Raw genomic sequence first — 24975 nt, forward strand, 5'->3', positions numbered from 1 at the left:
TTTCTTGCTGCCCTTGACCCAGGCCCGCCCGGCGGACTTCACTTTTTGTCTCGGGCAGCGCCGCTTTGCTCAATGTCGTGCTGCGTTTCGGTAGGCGCGCCGGCGCCCGAGAAATCGCACAAGCAAGTTCCGTCTGCTCTTACGCTGGACAAGATCGACGTCGCTGACAAGCTTTGCGCCGCCCTCGCGCCGCTCCAATGTGATCTTGCGGCTATGGAAGGCTTCCAACTCGGCGCGATGCGCTACGCTTATGATGGTGACCTTCGGCAATTCGTGAATGATCATCTCCATCATCTTGTCCTGACTCTTTTCATCGAGTGCTGACGTTGCTTCATCCAGCACGATGATATCGGGGCTGTGCAGCAGAAGACGTGCGAAGGCGAGCCGCTGCTTTTCGCCACCCGACAAGGTCTGGTCCCATGGCGCGTCGTCCTCGATCTTGTCGTTCAGATAATCGAGTCCGACCTTGTTGAGGGCAGCCTTGATCTTACCCAGCGTCCAGCGATCGGCGGCGCCTGGATAGGCGACTGCGCGGCGAAGCGTCCCGGTAGGTACGTAAGGCCTTTGCGGCAGCATGAACAGCCGTCTGTCGGCGCGGATGTTGACGCTGCCGCCACCCCACGGCCACAGACCTGCGATGGCCCGCACCAACGTACTCTTGCCTGAGCCGGATTCGCCGGAAACGAGCACCCGCTCGCCTGGTTCGATCACGACCCTAGTTTCCTTGACCACGGCGGTGCCGTCGTCGAGCGACACGGACAGATTGTTCAGGCTGAGCATCGCATCGCCTGCAGTTTCGCCGCGCTTTATGCGTCCCAGTGTGTTGCTCTGTTCCGCGCGCTCGAGTCCGTCGAGTGACATCATCAGTGAGGCGATGCGCCGTGCGCAGGCGTTCCAATCGGCGAGACGGGGGTAGTTGTCGACCAGCCATCCGAACGCGCCCTGCACGATGGCAAAGGCAGAGGCAGCCTGCATTACCTGTCCAAGTGTCATGCTGCCTTCGAGAAACTTTGGAGCGCAAAGCAAAACGGGCACGACAGGCGCAAACAAACTTGCCCCCTGCGACACCAGCGCTGTGCGCATGTGCTGGCCTGTAAGAAGCGCCCATTGCTTGAGCACATGGGCGAACGTCTTGTCGATGCCGCTACGCTCCTCCTCCTCGCCACCGAGCAATGCTATACTCTCGCCGTTTTCCCGCACCCGCGTCAGCGTGTAGCGGAATTCGGCTTCCGCCTGATTTTTTTCCTCGGAGAGGCGGACGAAGTGGCGGCCAATGACCGCCATCGAGGTGGATGTGATCGCGGCATAGGTTACCGCGGTGATGACGAGAAAGCCGGGAATGGTCACGGTCGAACCTGCGATCGTCAGGGTCAAGGCCCCACCGATCGTCCAGAGCACCACGATGAAGGTCGAGGCCGACAGAAACGCGTTGATGACGCCGGCGATGAAATCGACCGGAGATTCGGTGGCAATCCGCAAATCCTCGGTGATGCGGGCTTCGGGATTCTGGTGATCGCCGCCGACGAGGTTCAACTGAAAGTAGCGGCCGCTTGCAAGCCAACGCGCGATGACCGCGGTGGCGAGCCAGGAACGCCAGCGGCGCTGAATCGTCATACGAAGGAAGACTTGCGCAACGACAAGGCTGCCGCTTCCGAGCACGAGCGGCACGAAAACGGCGCTCAGGATATAAACGGTGCGGGCATTGCGTTGCTCAAGGGCGTCGAAAATTGCGCGGTTCCAGACATTGATCCCATACTGGAAGCCGACATTGATGATGATCAGGACCAAGAGCCCGATCGTGAACGGCCATGCGAGCCTATCGCCTCCGCGGCCCCAATAACCGCGCGCGCTGATCCAGAAACGCCTCAGCAAGTATCTCTTGCGTGCCTGCTCGGCCTCCTCAGGAGTGAGCTCTGGATCGGGTTCGATGAAGTCCGGCGGCGGGGCCGCGCCGGCGACCTCAGACGCGACTTCGACAGTCGATTGCTTCTCCTGGCGCGACTTCTCGGCATCGCGCGATTTGGAGATCGATTTCGGCTTGAATTTAGCCTCGGACATACCGGCGATAACGGCTTAAAAATGAGAAGGTTTCATGATGTTCGATCCAATGAGCTTCAGGAGCTAGGTCATCTCAGATCGTGCTCACGGCGGCGGGGGGATTCGATCGCGAGGCCATGGAACGAACATGACGAGCGACCGGAACCCTCGCGCTCCACCTGTGGGTCGACGTAGCTCAGGATCGCCGCCACCAGGCCGACGATCATCTGGAGGCGCGCCGGGGCGATCGTGTCACTGTCCTTGAAGAATACGAAATGCAAAAACCGCGCTCCATCGGGAACGCGGCTTTGCCAGATACGCATGGCGCTTCGCTAACGGAACACTTGCGAAACTTACGGGCTCCGGTACGCGAGACCTGATCCGGAGCGCCGGGCGGATGCGATATGCCGCCTCGCATTCCGTTTTACAGGCACATCGTTACCGGGGGGTTATCGAGAGTTTAAGCAAATCTAAATTTGCGATGTTTCTTTTGCCGGGAAATCGAAAAGCCTCGTCGAGTTCGAGGCTTACGCCGGGGTACCGCGCAAAAAGTTTATGATGCCGGAAAAATCGGCACCGGCGTGTCCTTGGGCGTTGAACAGCGCATAAAGCTGGGCGGCTCCGGCGCCGAGCGGCGTCACCGCGCCGGCACTTTGCGCGGCTTCCTGTGACAGTTTCAGGTCCTTCAGCATCAATGCTGCGGCAAACCCAGGCCTGTAGCCATTGTTGGCCGGCGATGTCGGCACCGGACCAGGCACCGGGCAGTAGGTGGTCAGCGACCAGCATTGGCCGGAGGAGGTCGAGGCGACGTCGAACAGCGCCTGATGCGACAGGCCGAGCTTTTCCGCCAGAACGAAGGCTTCGGCGACGCCGATCATCGAAATTCCGAGGATCATGTTGTTGCAGATCTTTGCCGCCTGTCCGGCGCCGTCATCGCCGCAATGGACGATACGGCCGGCCATTGGCTTGAGGACTGGCTCGGCTTTGGCGAAGGCGTCCTTCGAGCCACCGGCCATGAAGGTCAGCGTGCCGGCGGTGGCGCCGCCGGTGCCGCCGGAAACCGGCGCGTCGATCGACAGAAGCTTATGTCTTGCGGCGATCGCGTGGGCCTTTCGGGCCGATTCGACGTCGATGGTCGAGGAATCGATGAGCAGCGCGCCTTTTTTCGCCTTGGGCGCGATGTCTTCGTAGACCGACAGGACGTGCTTGCCGGCCGGCAGCATGGTGATGACCACATCGGCGCCCTTCACCGCGGCAATGGCATTGGCCATGACGACGACGCCATGATCCCTGGCGATGACGAGGTTTTCCGGCATCAGATCGAAGCCGTGCACGGTATGTCCTGCCTTGACGAGGTTGGCGGCCATCGGATTACCCATGTTGCCGAGGCCGATAAAGGCGATGGTGGTCATCGTTTTCTCCCGGTTTTGTCGTCAGCGGCCGATCAGGGCGCGTGCGATGATGACGCGCATGATTTCGTTGGTGCCTTCGAGAATCTGGTGGACGCGTAAATCCCGGACCAGCTTCTCGATGCCGTAGTCGTGCAAATAGCCGTAGCCGCCATGCAGTTGCAGGGCGTCATTGGCGACGTTGAAGCCGATGTCGGTGACGAAGCGCTTGGCCATCGCCGACCATTTCGAGGCATCGGGCGCGTTGCGGTCGAGCTTCGAGGCGGCGGCGTAGAGGAAGATGCGCGCTGCTTGCAGCTCGGTCTCCATGTCGGCGAGCTTGAATTGCAGCGCCTGGAACTGGTTGATCTTGGATCCGAAGGCCTTGCGCTCGGCGGTGTAGGCCAGCGCCTTGTCGAGCGCCGATTGGGCGCCGCCCAGCGAACAGGCGGCGATGTTGAGCCGGCCGCCGTCGAGCCCGGCCATGGCGATGCCGAAGCCAGCGCCTTCGGCTGATAGCAGGTTTTGCGCCGGCACCTTGCAGTCCTCGAAGACGACCTGGCGGGTCGACTGCATGTGCCAGCCCATCTTGTGCTCGTTGGCGCCGAAGGAGAGGCCGGGCGCGTCCTTTGGCACGACGAAGGTGGAAATGCCCTTCGGCCCGTCGGCGCCGGTGCGCGCCATGACGATGTAGATGTCGCTGTCGCCGGCGCCCGAGATGAACTGCTTGACGCCGTTCAGCATATAGTCGCCGCGGCTTTTCACCGCGCGCGTCTTCAGCGCCGCGGCATCCGACCCCGAGTCCGGCTCGGTCAGGCAATAGCTGGCCAGCCATTCCATCGAGGTCAGCTTCGGCAGGAAGCGCCGGCGCTGCTCGTTGCTGCCGAAGCGGTCGATCATCGACGCCACCATGTTGTGGATCGAGATGAAGGACGAAAATGCCGGATCGGCGCGCGAAAGCGCCTCGAAGATCAGGACGGCGTCGAGCCGGCCGAGCGCCGAGCCGCCGACATCGTCGCTGATATAGATGCCGCCAAGGCCGAGCGGGCCCGTCTCGCGGATCACATCTGCCGGAAAACGCTTGTTGCGGTCCCAGTCGAGCGCATTCGGCGCGACCCGATCGGCGGCGAAGGCCTCGGCCATCTCCTGGATGGCGCGCTGGTCCTCGTTGAGCTCGAACTGGCTGGTGCTCGCATCGACAGCGGCGTCCATAGCGTGCTCCCTGATGTTTCCGGCCTGCTGGCCTGTCGTTTTTGGCTTTGCGCGCCGCTCAATCTAGACCAATGATGCCGCCGCGCAAGCCGACCATCTGTGAAGCGGGTGTGCGCTAATGCGTGTCTGGAGCAAGGCGTGACGACAAATTTCGATGAGCTGCTCAAACGTTCCCATGCCACTCTCGAAACGTTCGATGATGCGCTGGTGCGCGATGCCGTGGCCCGGATCGGCTGGGCCATGCCGGCGCGTCCGCTCGAGCCGCATCCGCTCGCTTGCCTGCGCCAGCTCGACCGAATCGTCGAGCTCGCTGCAGCGAACGCCCAGCCATTGGTGCGGCTGGTTGCCGAGCGTCGCGGGGAGTTGCACTGGGGGCAGACCTACGGCGAGGCGGATTTCGGCAAGACGTTCATCGACAATTACGGGTGGCTGGAAGTATTCGGCACGCGCGGCCATTTCGTCAACGACGAGGTTGCGGCTGGCCTGCTGATCCTCGGGCCTGATATCGTCTATCCCGACCATCATCACGTCGCCGAGGAGATCTACATTCCGCTGACCGGCGGCGCCGAATGGCGCATGGGCGGAGGCGAATTTCGCAGGCGCGAGGCGGGTGAGGTGATCCACCATGCCTCCGATGTCAGCCACGCCATGCGCACCGGCAAGGAGCCTCTCTTGGCGCTCTACATCTGGCGCGGCGGCCCGCTGGCGGCCAAGTCGACGATCACCGGAACGACGGCACAGGGCAAGGACTGATGGCCAGAGCGATCATGCTGCAAGGCACGGGCTCCGATGTCGGCAAGACGGTGCTGGTCGCGGGGCTATGCCGCGCAGCGAAAAAACGTGGGCTGAAAGTGCGGCCGTTCAAGCCGCAGAACATGTCGAACAACGCAGCCGTCGCCGACATTCCGGGTGCCGGCGGCGGCGAGATCGGCCGCGCCCAATGGCTGCAGGCGATCGCCTGTGGCGCGGCGCCCTCCGTCCACATGAACCCGGTGCTGCTCAAGCCGCAGACCGATACCGGTGCGCAAGTGGTGGTGCAGGGCAAGGTGTTCGGCGAGGCGCGGGCGCGCGACTACCAGGCGCTGAAGGGTCAACTGATGGATGCGGTGCTGGACTCCTGGGCGAAGGTCGGCGAAGGCGCCGATCTCGTCATCGTCGAGGGCGCCGGCTCGCCGGCCGAGATCAATCTCAGGAGCCGCGACATTGCCAATATGGGCTTTGCCACGCGCGCCAACGTGCCGGTGATCCTCGTCGGCGACATCGACCGCGGCGGCGTCATCGCCTCGATCGCCGGCACCCATCTGATCCTGCCGGAAGAGGACCGGCGCATGATCGTCGGCTACCTCATCAACAAGTTCCGCGGCGATGTCTCGCTGTTCGATGACGGCATCAAGGCGATCGAGAGGTTCACCGGCTGGCACTGTTTTGGCGTCGTGCCGTGGCTGAAGGCGGCGGCGCGGTTGCCCTCGGAGGATTCGGTTGTGCTCGAACGGCTCGCGTCCGGCGAGAAGCGGGCGCTGAAGGTCGCCGTTCCGATGCTTTCGCGCATCGCCAATTTCGACGATCTCGACCCGCTCAAGGCCGAACGCGAAGTCGAGGTGGTCTTCGTGCCGCCCGGCCAGCGCTTGCCGGAGGACTCTGGGCTGGTGGTCATTCCCGGCTCGAAGTCGACGATCGGCGATCTCCTGAGATTTCGCGAGAATGGCTGGGACCGTGATCTTGTCGCCCATCGCAAGCGCGGCGGGCATGTGGTCGGCATCTGCGGCGGCTTTCAGATGCTCGGCCGTATCGTGCGCGACCCCGACGGCATCGAGGGCAGCGTTACCGAGACCGAAGGGCTTGGCCTGCTCGACGTCGAAACGGTGATGGAGCCGGAAAAGACGGTGCGCAATGTCAGCGCGCGCTCGGTGCAATTCGACCTGCCGCTCGAAGGCTACGAGATCCATCTCGGCCGCACCACCGGTCCGGACACGCTGCGTCCATCCGCGGTGATCAACGGCGTTGACGACGGCGCCATCTCGGCCGACGGCAAGGTGTCAGGCACCTATCTGCACGGGCTGTTTTCCGCCGATGCTTTTCGGGCGAAATTCCTGGAAAACCTCGGCGTCAAAGGCGGCGGCATCGATTATCGCGCCGAGGTCGAACGGGCGCTGGACGAGGTCGCAGCGGAGCTGGAGATCCACCTCGACTGCGACGCCACTTTTGGTTTGGCGCGGTAGAGCTCATGTCCCTTAGCGCAGAAGCTTGGGTAGGCCGAATGTGCCCATGGCTTCGTCATCCTGGGGCGTAGCAAGGAGCGAAGCGACGCGGCGCAGACCCCAGGATCCATGCCGTGACATTCGAGCGCTGCTACAGTGCAGAATTTTCTCCGCTGTACTCTTCGGCTAAGGTCACGGCATGGATCCCAGGGTCTCCGCGACGGAGCTTCGCTCCTGCTTCGCCCAGGGATGACGAAGTTGGGGAGCACTGCCAATTCAGGCCTTTTCACCGGCCTTCGGCCAGTAGGTGCCGAAGGACCAGACATTGCCCTCCGGATCGCGGCAGATGAACTCGCGGCTGCCATAGTCGCGGTCAGTCAGCTCTTCCAGTATTTCGGCGCCGGCCTTCTTGGCTTTGGCATAGGTGGCATCGGCATCGTCGACGGCAACATAGATCGATCTGCCGCCACCTGGCCCCGGTGCGCCGATCATCTGGCCGAACTTGTCGTCGCGTGCAGTGCCCAGCATGATCATCGAGGAGCCGAAAGTCAGTTCGGCGTGATGGACGATATCGCCTTCGCCGTAGCGGGCATGAACGACAAAGCCGAAGGCCTCGCCCAGCCAGTCGATCATCTTCGCGGCATTGCGGTAGCGCAAGGTGGGATAGAGTCTGGGCGGTTCGACGGACATGGTCATGGCGATTTCCTTCAGTTGGGTTGGTGATAACCCAGTCTGGGCGAAGCCTGTTGCGGCGTCTTGAAGAAATGTTACCTGAGTGTCCTGCAAAGGACCTGGGCGGTTTATGCCTGGGCGGCAAGCGTCGTCGGCGTTTCGCCGGCAAGATCGCGGAATTCGCGAACCAGATGCGCCTGGTCGGCATAGCCGCAATCGGCGGCGATATCAGCCCAACCGGATTGGTCCTGTCTTGACAGCCCGAGCGCCCGGTTGAAGCGGACGATGCGCGACAGCGTCTTAGGGCCGACGCCGATCGCGTTGGAGAATTTTCCTGCGAGATGCTTGCGGCTCCAGCCCAGCCCGTCCGCGAGCGATGAGACACGAATGCGGCCGCCCGAAACGATGATCCGGTCATAGGCCCAGACGATTTCGGCCTGCGTTTCCCGGGTCTCAGTCAGCCGTGTCGCGACGAATGCCTCGACGATGGCAAAGCGTGCGCTCCAGTCGCGCGCGTTTCCAAGCCTTTCGCACAGCGCGATGCCTTCAAGGCCGAGCACATCGTCGAGGCCGACCATGCGATCGGTCAGTTCGCTCATCGGAAGGCCGAAGAAGCGGCGGGCGCCAAGCGGCGTGAAATTGACCTGGACGCAGCAGGCACCGCCGAAGGATTCGATCACCACCGGACCGGCATAGAGGCCGGCGGCGAAACTGGCGAAGCGATCATTGTCGCCGGGGTTCTTGCCGAGCCCGATGGCGAAGGGTTCGGCAAAGCTGATAACCAGTGGGACGATCAGCGATGCATATTCGACGTTGCGGAAACGGCCCGGTGCCGTTTCGCGATAACCGCAGATGTCGGTAACTGCGCCGTGAAGCCCAGGGCCAGGCGCACGCCGCACCATCTCGAACCGGTCGAGGCCGGGATTTTCATGGCGGCTGCCGTCTTCGCTCTCGGCGGGCATGAGCTTTCCTTCCGCCCGTGGAGTCTAACAGACCATCCCTCAAAATCAAAAGCGCCCGGCTTGTGGCCGGGCGCTCCGAGTTGCCTGAGATCTGAGTGCTTAAGCGCCGCGCATCAAGCAGCCACCGGCAAGCACGATATAAGCGATGAGGGCAATCCAAACCGCGGGTATGGGAATAAACGCAAGGACGCCAAAAGCGGCAAGAAGGCCGAGAATGGCGATAACAAGGGATATGATGAAAATAAGCTGTGTAGGCGCACTGAGATTCATGTGTGGCTCCTCCAACATGATTCGTACAACCGCATACTATCAGGCGCGCCGTCACACACCAATCAGCGCGCGCAGCGGGTTCGCCGGATCGGCCAGCAGCTTGGTGGGAAGTGGACAGAAGGATGCGGCGCGTTCGATCACGAGGGGCAATCCCTTCAGACGGATGACAGTTTCCAAATTGTGGCGGAGACCACCAATTGTCGATCTTGGCGCCGCCCCTCATCGCCCTGCCGGGCAGGAGAAGGGGCTGGCCGCAGCTTCGGCGCCCTTCCTGCGACGCTGGTGATTGGCGAAACCGGTGACGAGAGCGCCCCTCTCCCCGTCGCTATACGGGGAGAGGATGCCGGCAGGCAGGTGAAGGGCAGCGCCAATGCCCGGAAAAGGATGAGGAGGCGAATTAAAAACCTGAAGCGATTGCCCCGTTCGAACCCAGCCGACCCGTTTGCGCAAGGCCGATTCCGCGCTACCTATGCCAAGCGCGCCGCGACGCGCTTGGCTCTTTTGTTTTATGCATGTCGTTATCTCAAAACCGCTGCGCACTTTTGAGCGACATGCATTTGACGAATCGGAAAGGGACGCTGATGGCATTCGCTTTACTGGACCAGATACGCTTGATCTTCGACGGCGACCCCGGCGTGCGCAAGGTTGCGGACGATCCTGTGCTGTCGGCGGAACTGCTCATGCTGTTTCGTATGATTCTCGCCGACGGCTCGGTCAGCGAGAGCGAAATGGTCGCGCTCAGGCGCATCTGCCGGGAAGCCTTCGGCATTCCGGAAGCCAGCATCGACAGCGTCATCGAATATCTCAACGAGTTCGGCTACGAGACCAACAGCTCGCAAGCCATCGCGCAGTTCCGTGACCTCGACGTCGAGCGGCGCAAGCTGCTTGCCCGCCACATGGCCGAGATCGCCAAGGCCGATTCACAACTTGCCGGGAACGAGATGAAGCTCTTGCGCCGCACGCTCGACCTGCTCGACATCAGCCCTGCCGATGCGGTGAAGCCGCAAACGCAAGCCTGAAGCGGCCCGCCGCTCACCCTTGTTCCTGTAACCGGCGCGCTATTGCCCTGTGCAAATCGGGCGCCGCGGCGACCAGCGCCTTGGCGGCTTCGGATTGCGGATGGTCGAGAACCTCGCTCGTCCTACCGCGCTCGACGATCTTGCCCTCATGCATGACCATCACCGCGTCGGTGATGGCGCGGGCGACGGTCAGATCGTGGGTGATGAACAGATAGGCGATGCCGAGCTTCTGGTTGAGCTCGGCGAACAAGTCGAGCACCTGGGCGCGGATCGAGACGTCGAGGGCCGAGACCGGCTCGTCGGCGACAACCAGTTTGGGGCGGGTGATGATGGCGCGGGCGATCGACAGGCGCTGGCGCTGACCGCCTGAAAATTCGTGCGGATATTTGTCCATGTCGCGTGGGCTGAGGCCGACCTCGTGCAAGGCCTTTGCCACCATCTCGCGCCGCTCCGCATTCGTCGGCTTCTTCTCCAGGACATGCAGTGGCTCGGCCACCAGCTTTTCGACCTTCAGGCGCGGGTCGAAAGAGCCGTAAGGGTCCTGGAACACCACCTGCATGTCGCGGCGCGCCGGCTTGAGCTCAGCCTCGCTCTTGCCGGTGATGACCTGCCCCCGAAACCGGATCGTTCCCGATGTCGGCCCGTCCAGCGCCAGGACCATGCGGGCAAGCGTGGACTTGCCGCAGCCCGAACGTCCGACCAGAGCCACTGACTGGCCGGGATCAATCGAGAACGAGACATCGTCGACGGCGCGGATCGGGGCCGCCCGCTTCAGCAGCGATTTTCGACGTCCCGGATAGTCCCGCGTCACGCTGTCTACCTGAAGCAGGGGTTTGGCACCCTGGAGCAGGGGGGTGTCCGGGCCGACCTCATGTGTCCTGGCGCGCGCCGGGACATGCATAGAGGCCTGCGCCAGTTGTCGCGTATAGGGATGGAGCTGCTCCGACAAAGTGCGCGCCGTGTCGCCGGCCTCCATCACTTCGCCATGGCGCAGGATGGTGATGCGATCCGCCATCTCGGTCACCACCGCAAGGTCGTGCGAGATCAAGAGCAGGCCCATGCGGTTTTCCGCGACCAGGTCGCGCAACAGGTCGAGGATCTGCGCCTGCAGCACGACGTCGAGCGCCGTCGTCGGCTCGTCGGCGATCAGCAGCTTGGGTTTCAGCGCGCAGGCAATGGCGATGACGACGCGCTGGCGCTGGCCGCCGGAAAGCTCGTGCGGATAGCGTGACAAAGGAAATTGCGCCGCCGGCAGGCCGACCCGGTCGAGCATTTTTCGCGCGTGGTCCTCGGCGTCGGCTCGGCTTGCCCTGGTGTGCCAGCGGATGCCTTCGGCGACTTGCTCGCCAATGGTCTTGACCGGATTCAGTGCCGTCATCGGCTCCTGGAAAACCATGCCGATATCGTCGCCGCGCAGCGCGCACATCTGATCTTCGCTGGCCGCAAGGATGTCGATGCCGTCGAAGATGACACGCCCCGTGGCGCGCGCCGCCCAGGGCAGAAGCTGCATCACCGTCAGCGCCGTTATCGACTTGCCCGAGCCGGATTCGCCGACCAGCCCCATCACCTCGCCGGGGGCGACTGAGAGCTCGACATCCCTCAGGATCGGTGTGTTGCCGATGCTCAGCGACAGTTTCTCGATTTCGAGCAGGCTCATCGCTGCCGCCGCGACTTGGGATCGAGGATGTCGGCAATACCGTCGCCGAGCAGGTTCAGGCCAAGCACGGTGACGACGATCGCCATGCCTGGAAAGATCGCCATCCACGGCGCCACCACCATGCGGGTCTGCGCGTCGAACAGCATCCGCCCCCAGCTCGGCATTGGCGGCTGTGTGCCCAGCCCGACATAGGAAAGCCCGGCTTCGGCCAGGATGCCGAGCGCGAACTGAATGGTGCCTTGAACCAGGAGCAATGTGACGATGTTGGGCAGCACATGTTCCAGCGTGATCAGCGTTTTGCCTTTGCCGGCGGCGCGCGCGGCAAGGATGAATTCGCGCGGCCAGATCGCCAGCGCACCGGCCCGGGCGACGCGGGCAAAGACCGGGATATTGAAGATGCCGATGGCGATGATGGCGTTGAGCGCGCCCGGCCCGAAAATGGCGGTGATCATGATCGCCGAGAGCAGGGCAGGGAAGGCGAAGACGAGATCGTTCAGCCGCATCACCGCTTCGTCGACGATGCCGCCGCGCGCCGCGGCAAAGGCGCCGAGCGGCACGCCGATGCCCATGCCAATGCCGACCGCCACCGACGCCACGGCGATCGAATTGCGCGCGCCGACCATGATCATGGAAAGAATGTCGCGGCCGAAATGGTCGGTGCCGAACCAGTGCGCCGGCGAGGGTGCTTGGGTCTTGTCGGCGATGATCAGCCTGGTGACGTCAAAAGGCGTCCAGAAAAACGAGACAATGGCGACCGCTGCTACCAGTGCGGTGATGACGAAGCCGGCGAGGAACGAGCGGTTGGTGAAGGCCTTGACGAGGATGTCGGCAAAATTTTCTTCCGGAATGTCGAAGCGCAGCGTCATTGGCGGCTTCTCAGGCGCGGATCGACGACCGCATAGGAGAGATCGACAAGCAGGTTGACGGCGATGACGGCGGTGACCAACAGCATGACGACGCTTTCGACGACGATCAGGTCGCGCTGGGTGATCGCCTGGAACACCAGCCGGCCAAGGCCGGGCAGGTAAAAGACATTCTCGATAATGATGGTGCCGGCAAGCAGGAAGGCGAACTGCAGGCCGAGAATGGTGAGAACCGGGATCATGGCGTTGCGCAGCGCGTGCCGCCACAGCACCGCGCGATAGGGCAGGCCCTTGGCGCGGGCGGTGCGGATGTAGTCCTCGTTCAGCACTTCGATCAGCGCCGAGCGGGTGACGCGGGCGAGGATCGCCGCTTGCGGCAGAGCGAGCGCGATCGCCGGCAGGACCAGCGATTTCAGCGCCGGCCAGACGCCCGCGCTCCACCCTGGAAAACCGCCGGCCGGCACCAGCCGCAGCCAGACGGCAAAGAGATAGATCAGCATCAGCGCAAACCAGAAGTTCGGCACGGCGACGCCAAGCTGTGCGGCACCCATTGCAATCGTGTCGCCGGCCCGTCCGTGCCGGCCGGCGGAAAACAGCCCGACCGGAATGGCAATGATGGTGGACAGCGCCAGCGCGATCAGCGCCAGCGGCAGCGAGACGACGAGACGCTCGCGGACCAGGTCGATGACCGGCACGGAATAGGTGTAGGAACGGCCGAAATCGAGACTCAGCAAGCCGCCGGCCCAGTGCAGATAGCGCAGAGCAAGAGGCGCGTTGAGACCCATCTGGTTGCGCAGCAGCTCGACCTGGTCAGCGCTGGCGTTCATGCCAAGCATCAGCCGCGCCGGGTCGCCGGGAATGATCTCCAGCACGGCAAAGACCACCATCGAGGCCAGAACCAGGGTGATGAGGGCGATGGCGAGACGTTTGAGGAGATAGGCGGTCATGGGGGCGGAACGGAAGCGATCGAGCGGTCGGGCTGTCGCGCCGGACCCCCCTCTGTCCTGCCGGACATCTCCCCCTCAAGGGGGGAGATTGGCAGTTTCCATGCCGGCGCTGGCCTTGCAACGCTGATGGTTAGCGAAAGCCGCGATGATGGCTCGATCTCCCCGCTTGAGGGGGAGATGTCCGGCAGGACAGAGGGGGGTGCGACGGAGTGCAAGTTTCGCCTTTCTGTCAGCTGCCTCACTCTGTCCACTTCACCTTGGTCAGGTCGTTGGCCTGGATCGGCGCGTTTTCCCAAAAACCTTCCAGCTTGGCGTCCCAGACGCCGGCTTTCGGCAGTTCGTAGAGGAAGCCGACCACGGCGTCGTCGGCCAGTATCTTCTGCGCCTCGCCGAGCAGCGTCATGCGCTTGGCCTCATCGGAGGTGAGGTTCAGATCGGCGATGATCTTGTCGAAGGTCGGATTGTCGTAGTTGAAGTAATAATCCTTGCGCGAATAGATATCGATGTCGTTGGGCTCGGTGTGGGACACGATGGTCAGGTCATAGTCCTTTTTGGTGAAGACCTGGTCCAGCCACTGCGCCCATTCCACGGGCACGATCTGCAGATCGATGCCGACATCGCGAAGCTGCGACGCGATGATCTCGCCGCCAAGCCGCGCATAGGAAGGCGGCGGCAGTTTCAGCGTCGCCTTGAAGCCGCTCTCCAGGCCGGCTTCCTTCAGCAGTTCCCTGGCCTTGTCGACATTGTGCGGATAGAGGCCGGTGAGGTCGACATAGGCCTTGTTGGCGGGCGACATGTGCGAGCCGATCGGCACGCCAAGGCCGGCCGAGGCGCCGTCGATGATCGCCTTGCGGTCGAGCGCAAACGAAATCGCCTGCCTGACCTGCAGCTTGTCGAACGGCGACTTCTTGTTGTTCATCGAAAGGATGGTCTCACCCTCGGTCGCGCCGATCACCACCTTGAAGCGCGGGTCGCCCTGGATCTGCGCGACGCTGTCGGGATCGAAGAAAGGGAAGGCCTGAACATCGCCGGAAAGCAGCGCCGGCACGGCGGCTGCGGCATCCGTGACGATACGGAATTCGGCTTTGTCGAGAGCAACCGGGGCACCCCAGTAAGTGTCGGATTTGATCAGCGTGATCGATGAGCCTTTGGCCCAGCTCTGGAACTTGAACGGTCCGGTGCCAACAGGCTTTTCCTTGTTGGTGTCGGCTGTCTCAGGCGCGACGATAACCGCGTCGCCCCAGCCCATATTGTAGAGGAAGGAGCTTTGCGGGTTCTTCAGCGTGATCTTGACCGTCGCCGGATCAACCACCTCGACCGTATCGATGGCGGCGAACAGGCCCTTTTGCGCGTTGACGGAGTTGTCGGCACTGGCGCGGTCGAGCGAGAATTTCACGTCGTCGGCGTTGAAATCGGTGCCGTCATGGAATTTCACGCCGGTGTGGAGCTTGAAGGTGTAGGCCTTGCCGTCATCGGAAATGGTCCAGCTGTCGGCGAGATCCGGCAGCACCTCGCCGTTCGAGCCGATGCGGGTCAACCCCTCGAACACGTTGGCGTAAAGCACTTCATCGATCGCCGCCGCGGCACCCGCTGTCGGATCGAGATGCGGGGGTTCGAGCGGAATGCCGATGACCAGATCGGTCCGCGCGGCAAATGCCGATGTTCCGGCGGCCAGAACCAGGCCCGCAGCGGTGAGAATGGTTTTCCATAATTTCATCGTGCAGCTCCCGATATGCTCAAAAAAATGTTCAAAACCCGGTGGATAGAAGCGTGATTTCGCCGAGGAGTAAATTGCGTTTCGTGCTTTCCGGCGGCGCCAGCAGGAATGTTTTTCCGTTAGCCGCCGACTCAAGCAATTGAAGCTTGCCCCGTCGCTGCCGGATTACCGTGCGCTCCTGAGCAGTATGTTCAGCCCGATCGCCATCACCTTGGCGGATTCTACCATGTCTGATATCCCGACCCATTCGTCGGGCCTATGGGCGAGGTCGAGAATGCCCGGGCCATAGGCGATACAGTCATAGATGTGGCCGATGCGGGCAATGTGCTTCTGGTCGTAGGTGCCGGGCGAAATCACGTAGTCGGGCTCGCGGTCGAATATCTCCATGATGCCTTGCGCCACCGCCTTGACCACCGGCGCATCGCGCTCGGTCATCAGCGGCAGCACCTCCATCAGGTCGCGGATTTCGTAGTCGAATTTTTTCCGCTCGCGCTTCAGCCGGTCGAGGATATTGGTCACCTCGCTTTTGACCGTGCCCAAATCCTCTTCGAGCAGGAAGCGGCGGTCGATGGTCAGCCGGCACGAATCGGGCACGTTGGGCGAGGGCAGGCCGGGCCGGAAATCCTCCGTCTGGCCGCCATGGATCGAGTTGATGTTCATGGTCGAGCGCTTTGCGCCGTCGGGCACGACCGGCATGCTTGTCACCTTGCGGTCGAGCGCCGGGAACAGCTCGTCCTCGAAAGCCCCCAGCACGGCGCCCATATGGCGCACCGCATTATCACCGAGGAACGGCATCGAGCCGTGCGCGATCTCGCCCTTGGTTTCGATCTCCGCCCACCACACCCCGCGATGGCCAAGGCAGATGCGATCCTTGTTCAACGGCTCGGGGATTATGACGTGATCGACCTTCGGCTTGGAGAAATAGCCGAGCCTGGCCAGATGGGCGACGCCGCCAAAGCCGCCGGACTCCTCATCGACCGTGCCTGATATTTCGATGGCGCCTGGAAAGTCGGGGAAGACCTCCATGAAGGCTTCGACGGCGATGATCGAGGCGGCCAAGCCCCCCTTCATGTCGCAGGCGCCGCGGCCATAGACCTTGCCGTCCCTGACGATGCCGGCGAAGGGATCGAGGCTCCAGCCGTCGCCGGCTTCGACCACGTCGATATGCGAGTTGAAATGCACGCAGGCGCCGGGCGAGCGGCCATCGAAGCGGGCGACGACATTGACGCGCGGATAGCGGTCAGTGTCGCCGGGCGTGCCTTCGGCGCGGATGAATTCGACTTCGAAACCGCGCTTCTTCAGCCGCGCACCAACGTATTCGGCGCATGGCCGGTAGGCTTCGCCAGGCGGATTGATGGTTGGAAAGCGGATCAGGTCGGCGGTCAGTGCGACCAGGTCGTCGATCCGATCATCGACCGCTTTCAGGAGAAGCTCGTTCATTCGGCGAATTGAGCAGCCAACGATGCGCTTTGGCAAGCCTGTTGGTGGGTGCGCCCTGGTTGCGTGTCGTTGCGGCAACTATCGCGGGAAATCGTTCAAATTTGCTGCTTTGGATTGGTGAATTCGTCAGAGGTGTGTGGTTACCTCATTCACTTGCCAAAAGAAGAAGAATAGCATGAAGGCAGGCAGGCAAGGGCAATCAAAGGGGTTTGATCGCATGAAAAAGACCGTTCTCATGGCAGCGTTACTGGTAACGATGCTGTTCGGTTCTTCGGTCGAGGGCTGGGCAGCCAAGCTGGTTGCAAGGATCGACGTGTCATCGCAGACGATGACTGTAAGATACGGTCAGGCGGTTTACCGATGGCGCGTATCCACGGCGCGCCAAGGTTATATCACGCCGCGCGGCACCTACCGGCCGCAACGAACGGCACGGATGTGGTATTCGCGCAAATACGACATGTCGCCGATGCCTCATTCGGTATTCTACCGCGGCGGCTATGCCATCCATGGCACGGGAGCGGTGAAGTCTCTCGGGCGCCCGGCGTCGCATGGCTGCGTGCGGCTGCATCCCTCCAATGCCGCCGCCTTCTATTCGATGGTGCGGCAAGCCGGCTTCCGCAACACACGGATCGTCGTGACCAACTAACTGGCTGCACGCTCGCGGCCCTACAAGAACTCAGAGAGGGCGCTTCTTGTGAAGCGACGCCTGCTTTCCGCGCTGAACCAATTCGTCGGGGAAAGTGGGAGCCTATTTACGCGGGCAAGCTTTGGGCAGAATATACGGGGTGGGAGGAAGCATTCGGAATCTCCTGAATAAATGCGCCTGAACGGCTTCCGACCGTTGGTTGCAAGGGAGGATAATCATGAAACGTATTTTCTCGCTCGCGGCGTGTGCCGCGGCGTTATCGCTCGGCGTATCGAACGCCTACGCACAATCGGGCGGTGTCGATAAGGCGGTCGGCGGCTACAGTTTCGAAGAAGCCGCAAAGGAGGCCCCCGGTACCAAGGACTTCCATTCGGCCGATGGCCACCTCACTTTCGCTATCGTGACACACACTGCCGGCAATGGCTTCTTCGATCCGGTCTACGTCGGCGCCACCGTCGCCGGCAATCTGATCGGCGCCAAGGTCCTGCTGCTCGGCTCGGAATCGCCGACCGACGACCCTGCCCGCGAGATCGAAATCCTGAACCAGATCGTGCAGGACCCGACGATCGACGGGCTGATCATGACAACGCCCCAGGTCGGCGCCTATAACGACATCGTCAAGGCCGCAGAGGCGAAGGGCATACCGATCGCCACGACCAATTCCTTTGACGGCACGATCCTCAACCGCAGCAGCATCGGCCACACCGGCCAGGACGCCTCGGCTGCAGCAATCGCCGGCGAGGCGCTCGTCAAGTGCCTCGCGGACAAGGGTATCGAGAAGGGTTCGATCGTCCTGCCGTCGTCGACCGCAATGGGCAACATCGAGGTGAACAATCGCGTCACTTCGGCTTTCAACGCCATCGTCAAGGGCTTGCAGGATGCCGGCAAGCTTGATGCCTTCAAGGTCGACGCGGGTCCGGAGAACACCGGTATCGACACCAATCCGAACGACCCGGTGAACGGCATCGTGACGCTGTTCGAATCGCGCGGCGACGTCGTTGGCGCGTTCGCCGGCAACAACGTGTTCACGCCGGCGCTTGCCAAGGCCGTTGCTCAGACCGGAATGACCGGCAAGATCTGCGCCTACGGTTTCGACCTCGGCCCGGCCCAGCAGGATGCGATGAAGAGCGGCGATCTGACCGGCGCGCTCGGGCAGCAGCCTTTCTTGCAGGGCTTCTGGCCGGTCATGCAGCTCTATCTGGAGATCGATCGCGGCATCGCGGCGGCCAACCTCGACACACGCGCCCAACTGGTGACGAAAGAGACCGTCGAGGACGTCGGCAAGCGCTTCGAGAACTGAGTCCGCTCGGAACGTCTGAAATCACTGCGGGAGGGCGCAAGCTCTCCCGCAATGCGGCAGCAGGGAAATCGACCAGAAGAGACCATGGCGTTTACCGCGACCACATCGCTCGGCCGTGCGCCGTCCCAGATTGTCGGCGGCTGGGAGGTGGGGCTCGTTGCCTTGCTTTTGCTGCTCTATCTCGGCGGCGCTCTCGTCAATCCCGCGTTCTTCGGGTCAACGGGGGCGTTTCACTCGCTGCTCCGCGACACCTCGCGCGTTGCCATCATCGCAGTCGGCGTGACCTTCGTCATCGTCAACAAGGACCTCGATCTTTCGGTCGGCTCCACCTACGGCCTCGTCGCCGTCGTCTTCGCCAGGCTGTTCGCGCCGAGCTTTCTTGATCTCGGCGTCGTCACGTCGGTGATCCTCTGCCTGCTGCTCGGCACGCTGATCGGGCTGGTCAACGGCGTGCTCGTCACCATCCTGAAGGTGCCGGCGTTCATCGCCACGCTGACTATCCTCTTCATCGGCCGCGGCTTCGTGCTGGCGCTGACCCACGGCCAGGCGATCTACTATCCCGCCAAGGCGACCGGCTATCCGGGTTTTTTTCACCTCGGCGAGACCAACCTCCTCGGCTTCAACAACCAGATCGTGATCTTCGTCGTTGTCGCCGTGATCGGCGCCTATGTGCTCGCCAAGACGCGCTGGGGCTACGAGACCTTCGCCACCGGCGGCAACGAGCAGGCGGCGTCCTATGCCGGCATCCCGACCAACTGGGTGCGCATCCGAGCCTACCTGATCTCCTCGCTCTGCGCGGCGCTTGCCGGCCTGCTGTCGGCAGCCCAGGACAAAGGCGTGACGCCCCTGTATGGCGTCAGCGGTGAGCTAATCGTCATTGCCGCCGTGATCATCGGCGGCGCCTCGATCCTCGGTGGCCGCGGCCGGGTCGCCGGATCCTGCCTTGGCGCGCTGCTGGTGGTGCTGCTCGACAAGGTGTTGCGCGAGGGCTGGCCGATCACGCGCATCATCAAGATCGGCGACGAGGAGATCACGGTCAACGCCGTCTTCTCGCTGCCGGTCGGCGCGGTGCCGGTGTTCCTCGGGCTGCTGCTCATCGTCGCGGTGCTCATCGAGCCCTATCTGATCCGGCGCCAGGTGGCAGGGCGCCTCTGGGCCTGGCTCCGCGGCCGGCCGCCGCCACCGGCCTACGAGATCGGCAGCATCGCGATCGAGGGGGTGCAGACCAAGGGCGCGATGGCGACCGACATGGCGCTGTCGGCCACCGGGTTCGGCAAGGTCCTCGCCCGGCGCGACGCGCTCGCCGTCATCCTGGCCGTGCTCCTGTGGCTGACCGGCCTCGCGCTCCGGCCGGACTACTGGTGGAACCTGTCCAATAGCTTCGCGATCCTGCTCAACTACACCGAGCTTGCGCTGATCACCATCGGGCTCACCTACGTCATCGCCGCCGGCGATATCGACCTCTCCGTCGGGGCGGTGCTTGCCCTCGCCGGCAGCACCGCCGCCTATTTTCTCAAGGTCCTCGGCGCCGACCCCGTGACCGCCGTGGCGATGGGCCTGCTCGCGGGCATGTGCGCCGGCCTCGTCAACGCGATCGTCACCGTCGGCTTCAAGCTGCCGGCCTTCATCGCCACGCTCGGCATGTTCTACATCGCCCGCGGCCTCGCCGCCTGGTTCGTCGCCGGGCAGCAGCTCACCGGCTGGCCCGAGGGCTACAACCTGCTTGGCCGCAAGGTGAACGACATCCTGCTGCACTACCGCATCTCGCTGTCGGACGGACTCCTGCGCTCGGTCGCCGAGGTGGTGAGCGTCCAGACCATCTGGATGCTGTTCGTCGCCCTCGTTGCCGGCGTCGTGCTCGCCTACATGCCGTTCGGGCAGAAGGTCTATGCGACCGGCGGCAACATTCGCGCCGCCGCTTATGCCGGGATCAACACCAACCGGGTGCGGTTCCTCGCGCTCATGCTGGCGGCGCTCTGCGCGACAATGGCCGGGATCATCAACGTCGCCTACTTCCGCAGCTTCAACCCGGTGGCCGGCCAGTTCCGCGAGCTCGACGCCATCGCCTCGGTGATCATCGGCGGCGGTTCGATCTTCGGCGGCTACGGCACCGTGATCGGGGCGCTCGCCGGGGCGGCAGTGATCACCCTGATCCGGGCGCTGCTGCAGCTCAACGTCCAGGGCTTCGCCATGCCGCAGCACTGGATCAACGTCTTCATCGGCGGCATCCTGATCGTGGCGGTGCTGATCGACATCTGGGTGCGCCAGGCCAACATCTTCGGCCGCCTGCGGGCGCGCCTCGCGCGGCGCACAAGAACGGCGGAGACCACCCATGCGTGACCCGACTAGGCCTGCACCGATCGTAGAAATGCGGGGCATCGAAAAAGCCTTCGGTGCGGTGCAGGCGCTCCGCAACGTCGACCTCGTGCTCTATCCCGGCGAGATACTGGGCCTCGTCGGCGACAACTCGGCCGGCAAGTCGACGCTGATGAAGATCCTGACCGGCGCCTACCAGCGCGACGCCGGCGAGGTCTTCGTCGCCGGGCAGCCGGTGCACTTCAAGAGCCCGCACGAAAGCCGCGACGCCGGCATTGAGATGATCTACCAGGATTTCGCTCTTTGCGGGAATATGGATGTCGGTCAGAACATCTTTCTTGGCCGTTGGCCGCTCAAGGGCCTTTTCGTCAATCGGCGGAAAATGTACGCGGAAGCCGACAGTGTGCTGAAGCGGCTCAAGGTCGACGTGAACTCCGTCTATCAAAAGGTCGAGAGCCTGTCGGGCGGCCGCCAGCAATCTGTGGCGATTGCCCGCGCTATCTCCTTCCAGCCGCGCGTGGTGATCCTCGACGAGCCGACCGCCAATCTCTCGGTGATGGCGACTGAGCGGCTGCTCGAGACCATGCTGGAACTGAAAAAGCAGGGCGTTGCCCAGATCATCATCTCCCACCGCCTCGTTGACATCTTCGCTGTGGGCGACCGCGTGATGGTGCTGAAGCGCGGCGAAAACGTCGGCGATCGCTACGTCAGGAACACCGACGAGCATGAGGTCCTGGAGATCATCGTCTCCGGCACGCGAGAGCACGCGCTTACGGCCGATGAGGCGATCAAAACTTGAAACGAGCTGTCAGGCGACCAACGAGCGGTCGATGGCCAAAACAAAAAAACCCGCCTCGGGAGCCGGGCGGGTCGTTGGCGCAAATCAGCACCATGCCCCAGTCACTAGCATAACTGCCGTCACAAAGCAATGTTGCGGCTTCCGCTCAGGCGGCTTTGCCGCACTGTCTCGCCTGTTGACGCTTTCGGCGCCGGCCGCTGATTTCCCACCTTTTGTGGAACCACATCCACTGGCCGGGATCCTCGCGCACCCAACGCTCGACCACGTCGTTGAGCAGCTGGGTGGTGCCATGGACGTCGACACTGCCGCCGGCAGTGCGCGGCAAGGTCAGTCTGTCCTCGATCTCGAGCCGGAAGCGGTTGCCCGGCAGGCGCACGCAGCGCGCCGGATAGACATCGCAGTCATAGTGCCGAGCCAGAGTGCCCAGAACCCGGTTGCTCTCGCATGGGCGGCCGAAGAAGGTCGTTTCGAGCCCGCCCGAGAATTTCTGGTCGACCAGCACACCGATATTGCCGCCTTTCTCCAGGATGGCGGCAAGCGCGAAGGAAGCGCCGGTCGAGGAGGGCAGAAGCGATCCCATGGTCGAGCGGCGCGTCGAGAGGATGTAGTCGGCAAGGTAAGGGTTGTTGGGCGGGCGAAACAGCGCCGTGATGTTCATGCCGAAAGTGGCTGCCGCCACCGGAAGCAGCTCGAAATTGCCGAGATGCCCGGTGAAGATGATATGCGGTTTTTGCTCGCCGGCGATCTCGACGAAATGATCGACGCCGCGGACCTCGACGCGGCCCGGCTTCGTCGCTTTCGGGTCGTAATCGAAGAGCGCATCGAGAAAGATGTATTCCGCGGCGAGGCGAGCCATGTTGCCCCACATGTCGGAAGCGATGGCCTGGATCTCGCTGTCGCTCTTTTCCGGATATGCCTTGCGCAGATTGGCGATGGCGACGTTGTGGCGCCCAACCCAAGGCCCAACGCGGCGCGCGACGCGGTCGGCGAAATTGAGCGCGCTGTCGACCGGCAGCAGGCGCAGCACCCAAATCATCGTCATCGCGGCGCGCGCCAGCAGCCAATAGTTGAACTGGCGCAACCGCCTGCCATGGCGGAACGCCAGGTCCCTGCGGAGCTTCCTGAAGGCGTCGCCGATCATTCCTAGACCACGATGTTTTTAGGCAGCAACATCAGGGTCTAACCGACGCGCAGGATGATCTTGCCGAACACGTCGCGGCCTTCCATGCGCTTCAGCGCGGCCTCGATGTCGCCGAAGCCGACTTCTGTGTCGATAACCGGAGAAACCAGCCCCGCCGCCATTTTCTGCATGGCGTCCGCCATGTTTTCCATGCGGCAGCCAAAGGAGCCGAGCAGCTTCAGCTGCTGCTGGAACAATTGCATCAGATTGATCTGGGTCGAAACGCCCGAGGTCGAGCCGCAGGTCACCAGGCGACCACCGCGTTTCAGGCACAGCATCGAGGCAGCAAAGGTGTCGGCGCCGACATGCTCGAAGACGACATCGACGCCCTTCTTCTTCGTCAGCTTGCGCACCACGCCTTCGAAACGGTCCTCGCGATAGTTGATGACATGGTCGGCGCCAAGCGCCTTCGCCTTGTCGATCTTATCGTTTGAGCCGACCGTGGTGATCACGGTGCAGCCCATTTTCCTGGCAAGCTGGATCGCGGCGGAACCGATGCCCGAGCCGCCGGCATGGATGAGGATGGTTTCGCCAGCTTGCAGCTTGGCATTATCGAACAGCATGTGCTCGACCGTGCCGAAGGTGACGGGCGCGACGGCCGCGCCGATGTCCGTCACGCCGGGCGGGGCAGGGACCAGCAGGCGCGCCGGTAGGTTTATCTTTTCTTGCGCAAAGCCGTCGAGATGGAAGCCGTGAACGCCCGAAACATGCTCGCAAAGATTGTCGCGGCCTTCGCGGCAGGCGCGGCAAAGCCCGCAGGTGCGCGCGCCATAGATCGACACAAGCTGCCCGGGCACAAGGCTGGAGACGCCGGGGCCGACCGCCTCGACCTCGCCGGAGGCTTCGGCGCCGACGACCAGCGGCAGCTTGCGCTTGGCGAAGGCCATGCCGCGCCAGCCCCAGACGTCGATATGGTTGAGCGCCACGGCCTTGATGCGCAGCGTCACTTCGCCCAGCGCAGGCTGCGCCGGAGGCGGCAGGTCCACCGTTTCAAGGCGGCGGTCCTCGATAAGTTGCAATGCGCGCATTAGGCCTGTCGGTTCTGTTGAGCGGAAAGCGCTCGCTTAGACCGGTTCCCGCGCCATGACAAGGCAGGTGTTCTGGCCGCCGAAGCCGAAGGAGTTCGACAGCACCGTGCCGACCTCGGCGTTGCGCTTCATGTTCGGCACCACGTCGAGCACGATCGCCGGATCGGGATTGTCGTAATTGATGGTCGGCGGAATGACGCTTTCGCGCATGGTCATCAGCGAAAACGCGGCCTCGACGGCGCCGGCCGCCGACAGCGTGTGGCCGATCATCGACTTGTTCGACGAGATCGGCATCGAGCCGATCCGCTCGCCGAACACGGTCGACAGCGACAGATGCTCCATCTTGTCGTTTTCCGGCGTCGAGGTGCCATGGGCGTTGACATAATCGATCTCGTCTTCGCCCAGGCCGGCATCGGCGAGGGCGGCGCGAACCGCAGCGATCGCCGGCGAACCGTCCGGCTTCGAGCGGGTGCGATGGAAATCGTCGGCCTTCTCGCCGCAGCCGCGCAGGATGCCGAGAATGGTCGCGCCGCGAGCCAGTGCGGCCTCCAGCGATTCCAATACCAGCGCGCCAGAACCCTCAGCGAGGACAAAACCGTCCCGGTCCTTGGAGAACGGCTTGGACGCCTTTTCGGGGATGTCGTTATGGGTGGAGAGCGCGGAAAGCAGCGAGAAACGGATCAGCGCCTCGGCGGTCGCCGAACCGTCGGCGCCGATCGACAGCGCCCTGTCGCATTCGCCGCGGCGGATCGCCTCGACGCCGAGCTGGATCGAGGTGGCGCCCGAGGCGCAAGCCGTCGACAGCGTGATCGGCAGGCCGCGCGTCCCAAAACGGTCGGCGAGCCGGTCGGCGATCGAACCGAACTGGGTGGTCTCGAAAACATCGAGCTCTTTTAAGCCGCGCGCCACGCGAAGCAGCCTCTCGGCGCCGATGTCGTGCTTGTCGGAATTGTAGAGCGAGAAGCGCTCGCTCCAGTCGAGTTCAACCGGCGGCGAGGCGAGGAAAAGCGGCCCGCCGAAATCGCCCGGATTAAGGCCGGCTTCGGCCACGGCTTCCTGCGCGGCGGTCTCGGCCAATTCATAGGTGAGGAGACTGGCGCCCTTGGAGCTCGACGGCAGGAAATCGACCATGCCGGAGATGCGGGTGTTCAGATGGTCGACCGGAAAGCGGGTGATCGGATGAATGCCGGACTTGCCCGCTGTGAGCGCTGCCCAATTGTCGGCCTTACCGACGCCCAGCGACGTTACCACGCCGATACCGGTGACGGCGACGATCGGCCTGCCCATGTGATCGTTCAGATTGGCCATGTTGTTGTCCTGAGAC

The 24975-nt window shown here is 63.1% G+C and carries 21 protein-coding genes and 1 pseudogene; 7 read left to right on the forward strand and 15 right to left on the reverse strand.

Going from position 1 to position 24975, the window contains the following annotated elements:
- Positions 1-49: 49 nt before the first annotated feature.
- The 4 genes and pseudogenes from EOC94_RS26540 to EOC94_RS26560 all read right to left on the reverse strand — a co-directional run.
- Positions 50-2058: pseudogene (locus tag EOC94_RS26540) on the reverse strand (ABC transporter ATP-binding protein/permease); the annotation flags it as partial.
- Between the two features lie 68 nt (positions 2059-2126).
- Positions 2127-2360 (reverse strand): hypothetical protein, encoded by a 234-nt coding sequence (locus EOC94_RS26545; RefSeq protein ID WP_126106126.1) that lies wholly within the window; start codon positions 2358-2360, stop codon positions 2127-2129.
- Between the two features lie 204 nt (positions 2361-2564).
- On the reverse strand, positions 2565-3449 hold the full coding sequence (gene mmsB / locus EOC94_RS26555) for a 3-hydroxyisobutyrate dehydrogenase (RefSeq protein ID WP_127294420.1): 885 nt from the start codon (positions 3447-3449) through the stop codon (positions 2565-2567).
- 21 nt (positions 3450-3470) lie between these two features.
- Positions 3471-4637: an isobutyryl-CoA dehydrogenase gene (locus EOC94_RS26560; RefSeq protein WP_127294422.1), complete on the reverse strand. Its 1167-nt coding sequence runs from the start codon at positions 4635-4637 to the stop codon at positions 3471-3473.
- Positions 4638-4775: 138 nt separating this feature from the next.
- Here EOC94_RS26560 and EOC94_RS26565 point away from each other — a divergent pair, with 138 nt between their 5' ends.
- Both EOC94_RS26565 and EOC94_RS26570 read left to right on the forward strand, forming a co-directional pair.
- Positions 4776-5390, forward strand: coding sequence for a dimethylsulfonioproprionate lyase family protein (locus tag EOC94_RS26565; RefSeq protein WP_127294424.1), 615 nt, complete (start codon positions 4776-4778; stop codon positions 5388-5390).
- On the forward strand, positions 5390-6856 hold the full coding sequence (locus tag EOC94_RS26570; RefSeq protein WP_127294426.1) for a cobyric acid synthase: 1467 nt from the start codon (positions 5390-5392) through the stop codon (positions 6854-6856). The genes EOC94_RS26565 and EOC94_RS26570 overlap by 1 nt, the downstream gene beginning before the upstream one ends.
- A 255-nt stretch (positions 6857-7111) precedes the next feature.
- On the opposite strand, the gene EOC94_RS26575 is transcribed toward EOC94_RS26570, so the two are convergent.
- The 3 genes from EOC94_RS26575 to EOC94_RS26585 form a co-directional block, all read right to left on the reverse strand.
- Positions 7112-7531 carry a VOC family protein gene (locus EOC94_RS26575; protein WP_127294428.1) on the reverse strand — a complete coding sequence of 140 codons (420 nt, stop codon included), beginning with the start codon at positions 7529-7531 and terminating at the stop codon, positions 7112-7114.
- A 104-nt stretch (positions 7532-7635) separates the two neighbouring features.
- Positions 7636-8469, reverse strand: a complete 834-nt coding sequence (locus tag EOC94_RS26580) for an AraC family transcriptional regulator (RefSeq protein WP_127294430.1) — start codon at positions 8467-8469, stop codon at positions 7636-7638.
- A gap of 99 nt (positions 8470-8568) precedes the next feature.
- Positions 8569-8739, reverse strand: coding sequence for a hypothetical protein (locus tag EOC94_RS26585; protein ID WP_095486751.1), 171 nt, complete (start codon positions 8737-8739; stop codon positions 8569-8571).
- A 581-nt stretch (positions 8740-9320) separates the two neighbouring features.
- On the opposite strand from EOC94_RS26585, the gene EOC94_RS26590 reads away from it, so the two are divergent.
- Positions 9321-9758, forward strand: coding sequence for a TerB family tellurite resistance protein (locus tag EOC94_RS26590; protein ID WP_095486750.1), 438 nt, complete (start codon positions 9321-9323; stop codon positions 9756-9758).
- Positions 9759-9771: 13 nt separating this feature from the next.
- Here EOC94_RS26590 and EOC94_RS26595 read toward each other — a convergent pair whose 3' ends face one another.
- The 5 genes from EOC94_RS26595 to EOC94_RS26620 all read right to left on the reverse strand — a co-directional run bounded on the left by EOC94_RS26595 (position 9772) and on the right by EOC94_RS26620 (position 16382).
- Positions 9772-11415 carry a dipeptide ABC transporter ATP-binding protein gene (locus EOC94_RS26595; protein WP_127294432.1) on the reverse strand — a complete coding sequence of 548 codons (1644 nt, stop codon included), beginning with the start codon at positions 11413-11415 and terminating at the stop codon, positions 9772-9774.
- On the reverse strand, positions 11412-12281 hold the full coding sequence (locus EOC94_RS26600) for an ABC transporter permease (RefSeq protein ID WP_127294434.1): 870 nt from the start codon (positions 12279-12281) through the stop codon (positions 11412-11414). Before EOC94_RS26600 ends, EOC94_RS26595 begins: the two co-directional genes overlap by 4 nt.
- Positions 12278-13225: an ABC transporter permease gene (locus EOC94_RS26605; protein ID WP_127294436.1), complete on the reverse strand. Its 948-nt coding sequence runs from the start codon at positions 13223-13225 to the stop codon at positions 12278-12280. Before EOC94_RS26605 ends, EOC94_RS26600 begins: the two co-directional genes overlap by 4 nt.
- A gap of 238 nt (positions 13226-13463) precedes the next feature.
- Positions 13464-14942: an ABC transporter substrate-binding protein gene (locus EOC94_RS26615; RefSeq protein WP_126106136.1), complete on the reverse strand. Its 1479-nt coding sequence runs from the start codon at positions 14940-14942 to the stop codon at positions 13464-13466.
- Positions 14943-15107: 165 nt separating this feature from the next.
- Entirely contained in the window at positions 15108-16382 is a 1275-nt protein-coding gene (locus tag EOC94_RS26620; RefSeq protein ID WP_126106137.1) for an acetylornithine deacetylase/succinyl-diaminopimelate desuccinylase family protein, read from the reverse strand.
- Positions 16383-16599: 217 nt separating this feature from the next.
- Here EOC94_RS26620 and EOC94_RS26625 point away from each other — a divergent pair, with 217 nt between their 5' ends.
- From EOC94_RS26625 to EOC94_RS26640, 4 genes are all read left to right on the forward strand, one after another.
- Positions 16600-17028 (forward strand): L,D-transpeptidase, encoded by a 429-nt coding sequence (locus EOC94_RS26625; RefSeq protein WP_126106138.1) that lies wholly within the window; start codon positions 16600-16602, stop codon positions 17026-17028.
- A gap of 217 nt (positions 17029-17245) precedes the next feature.
- The gene (locus EOC94_RS26630) at positions 17246-18328 is read left to right on the forward strand and encodes a substrate-binding domain-containing protein (RefSeq protein WP_095486666.1); all 1083 of its coding nucleotides are present in this window, start codon (positions 17246-17248) and stop codon (positions 18326-18328) included.
- Positions 18329-18412: 84 nt separating this feature from the next.
- On the forward strand, positions 18413-20668 hold the full coding sequence (locus tag EOC94_RS26635) for a sugar ABC transporter permease (RefSeq protein ID WP_095486665.1): 2256 nt from the start codon (positions 18413-18415) through the stop codon (positions 20666-20668).
- Positions 20661-21443 carry an ATP-binding cassette domain-containing protein gene (locus tag EOC94_RS26640; RefSeq protein WP_095486664.1) on the forward strand — a complete coding sequence of 261 codons (783 nt, stop codon included), beginning with the start codon at positions 20661-20663 and terminating at the stop codon, positions 21441-21443. Before EOC94_RS26635 ends, EOC94_RS26640 begins: the two co-directional genes overlap by 8 nt.
- A 145-nt stretch (positions 21444-21588) precedes the next feature.
- Here the strand turns inward: EOC94_RS26640 and EOC94_RS26645 are convergent, their stop codons facing one another.
- The 3 genes from EOC94_RS26645 to EOC94_RS26655 are packed head-to-tail and all read right to left on the reverse strand — an operon-like array spanning position 21589 to position 24959.
- Positions 21589-22584: a lipid A biosynthesis lauroyl acyltransferase gene (locus EOC94_RS26645; RefSeq protein ID WP_185928330.1), complete on the reverse strand. Its 996-nt coding sequence runs from the start codon at positions 22582-22584 to the stop codon at positions 21589-21591.
- A 38-nt stretch (positions 22585-22622) separates the two neighbouring features.
- Entirely contained in the window at positions 22623-23651 is a 1029-nt protein-coding gene (locus tag EOC94_RS26650; RefSeq protein ID WP_127294440.1) for a zinc-binding dehydrogenase, read from the reverse strand.
- A 36-nt stretch (positions 23652-23687) separates the two neighbouring features.
- Positions 23688-24959 (reverse strand): beta-ketoacyl-ACP synthase, encoded by a 1272-nt coding sequence (locus EOC94_RS26655; protein ID WP_127294442.1) that lies wholly within the window; start codon positions 24957-24959, stop codon positions 23688-23690.
- Between the last annotated feature and the right edge of the window lie 16 nt (positions 24960-24975).

Origin of the sequence: Mesorhizobium sp. M6A.T.Ce.TU.016.01.1.1 (assembly GCF_003997065.1) — a bacterium.
Classification (GTDB): domain Bacteria; phylum Pseudomonadota; class Alphaproteobacteria; order Rhizobiales; family Rhizobiaceae; genus Mesorhizobium; species Mesorhizobium mediterraneum.

Coding starts and splice junctions, on each gene's coding strand:
- mmsB (WP_127294420.1), bottom strand. CDS start 3,449: ATGACCACCATCGCCTTTATCGGCCTCGGCAACATGGGTAATCCGATG.
- EOC94_RS26575 (WP_127294428.1), bottom strand. CDS start 7,531: ATGACCATGTCCGTCGAACCGCCCAGACTCTATCCCACCTTGCGCTAC.
- EOC94_RS26655 (WP_127294442.1), bottom strand. CDS start 24,959: ATGGCCAATCTGAACGATCACATGGGCAGGCCGATCGTCGCCGTCACC.
- EOC94_RS26545 (WP_126106126.1), bottom strand. CDS start 2,360: ATGCGTATCTGGCAAAGCCGCGTTCCCGATGGAGCGCGGTTTTTGCAT.
- EOC94_RS26645 (WP_185928330.1), bottom strand. CDS start 22,584: ATGATCGGCGACGCCTTCAGGAAGCTCCGCAGGGACCTGGCGTTCCGC.
- EOC94_RS26560 (WP_127294422.1), bottom strand. CDS start 4,637: ATGGACGCCGCTGTCGATGCGAGCACCAGCCAGTTCGAGCTCAACGAG.
- EOC94_RS26630 (WP_095486666.1), top strand. CDS start 17,246: ATGAAACGTATTTTCTCGCTCGCGGCGTGTGCCGCGGCGTTATCGCTC.
- EOC94_RS26640 (WP_095486664.1), top strand. CDS start 20,661: ATGCGTGACCCGACTAGGCCTGCACCGATCGTAGAAATGCGGGGCATC.
- EOC94_RS26570 (WP_127294426.1), top strand. CDS start 5,390: ATGGCCAGAGCGATCATGCTGCAAGGCACGGGCTCCGATGTCGGCAAG.
- EOC94_RS26595 (WP_127294432.1), bottom strand. CDS start 11,415: ATGAGCCTGCTCGAAATCGAGAAACTGTCGCTGAGCATCGGCAACACA.
- EOC94_RS26650 (WP_127294440.1), bottom strand. CDS start 23,651: ATGCGCGCATTGCAACTTATCGAGGACCGCCGCCTTGAAACGGTGGAC.
- EOC94_RS26600 (WP_127294434.1), bottom strand. CDS start 12,281: ATGACGCTGCGCTTCGACATTCCGGAAGAAAATTTTGCCGACATCCTC.
- EOC94_RS26585 (WP_095486751.1), bottom strand. CDS start 8,739: ATGAATCTCAGTGCGCCTACACAGCTTATTTTCATCATATCCCTTGTT.
- EOC94_RS26605 (WP_127294436.1), bottom strand. CDS start 13,225: ATGACCGCCTATCTCCTCAAACGTCTCGCCATCGCCCTCATCACCCTG.
- EOC94_RS26615 (WP_126106136.1), bottom strand. CDS start 14,942: ATGAAATTATGGAAAACCATTCTCACCGCTGCGGGCCTGGTTCTGGCC.
- EOC94_RS26590 (WP_095486750.1), top strand. CDS start 9,321: ATGGCATTCGCTTTACTGGACCAGATACGCTTGATCTTCGACGGCGAC.
- EOC94_RS26580 (WP_127294430.1), bottom strand. CDS start 8,469: ATGCCCGCCGAGAGCGAAGACGGCAGCCGCCATGAAAATCCCGGCCTC.
- EOC94_RS26635 (WP_095486665.1), top strand. CDS start 18,413: ATGGCGTTTACCGCGACCACATCGCTCGGCCGTGCGCCGTCCCAGATT.
- EOC94_RS26620 (WP_126106137.1), bottom strand. CDS start 16,382: ATGAACGAGCTTCTCCTGAAAGCGGTCGATGATCGGATCGACGACCTG.
- EOC94_RS26625 (WP_126106138.1), top strand. CDS start 16,600: ATGAAAAAGACCGTTCTCATGGCAGCGTTACTGGTAACGATGCTGTTC.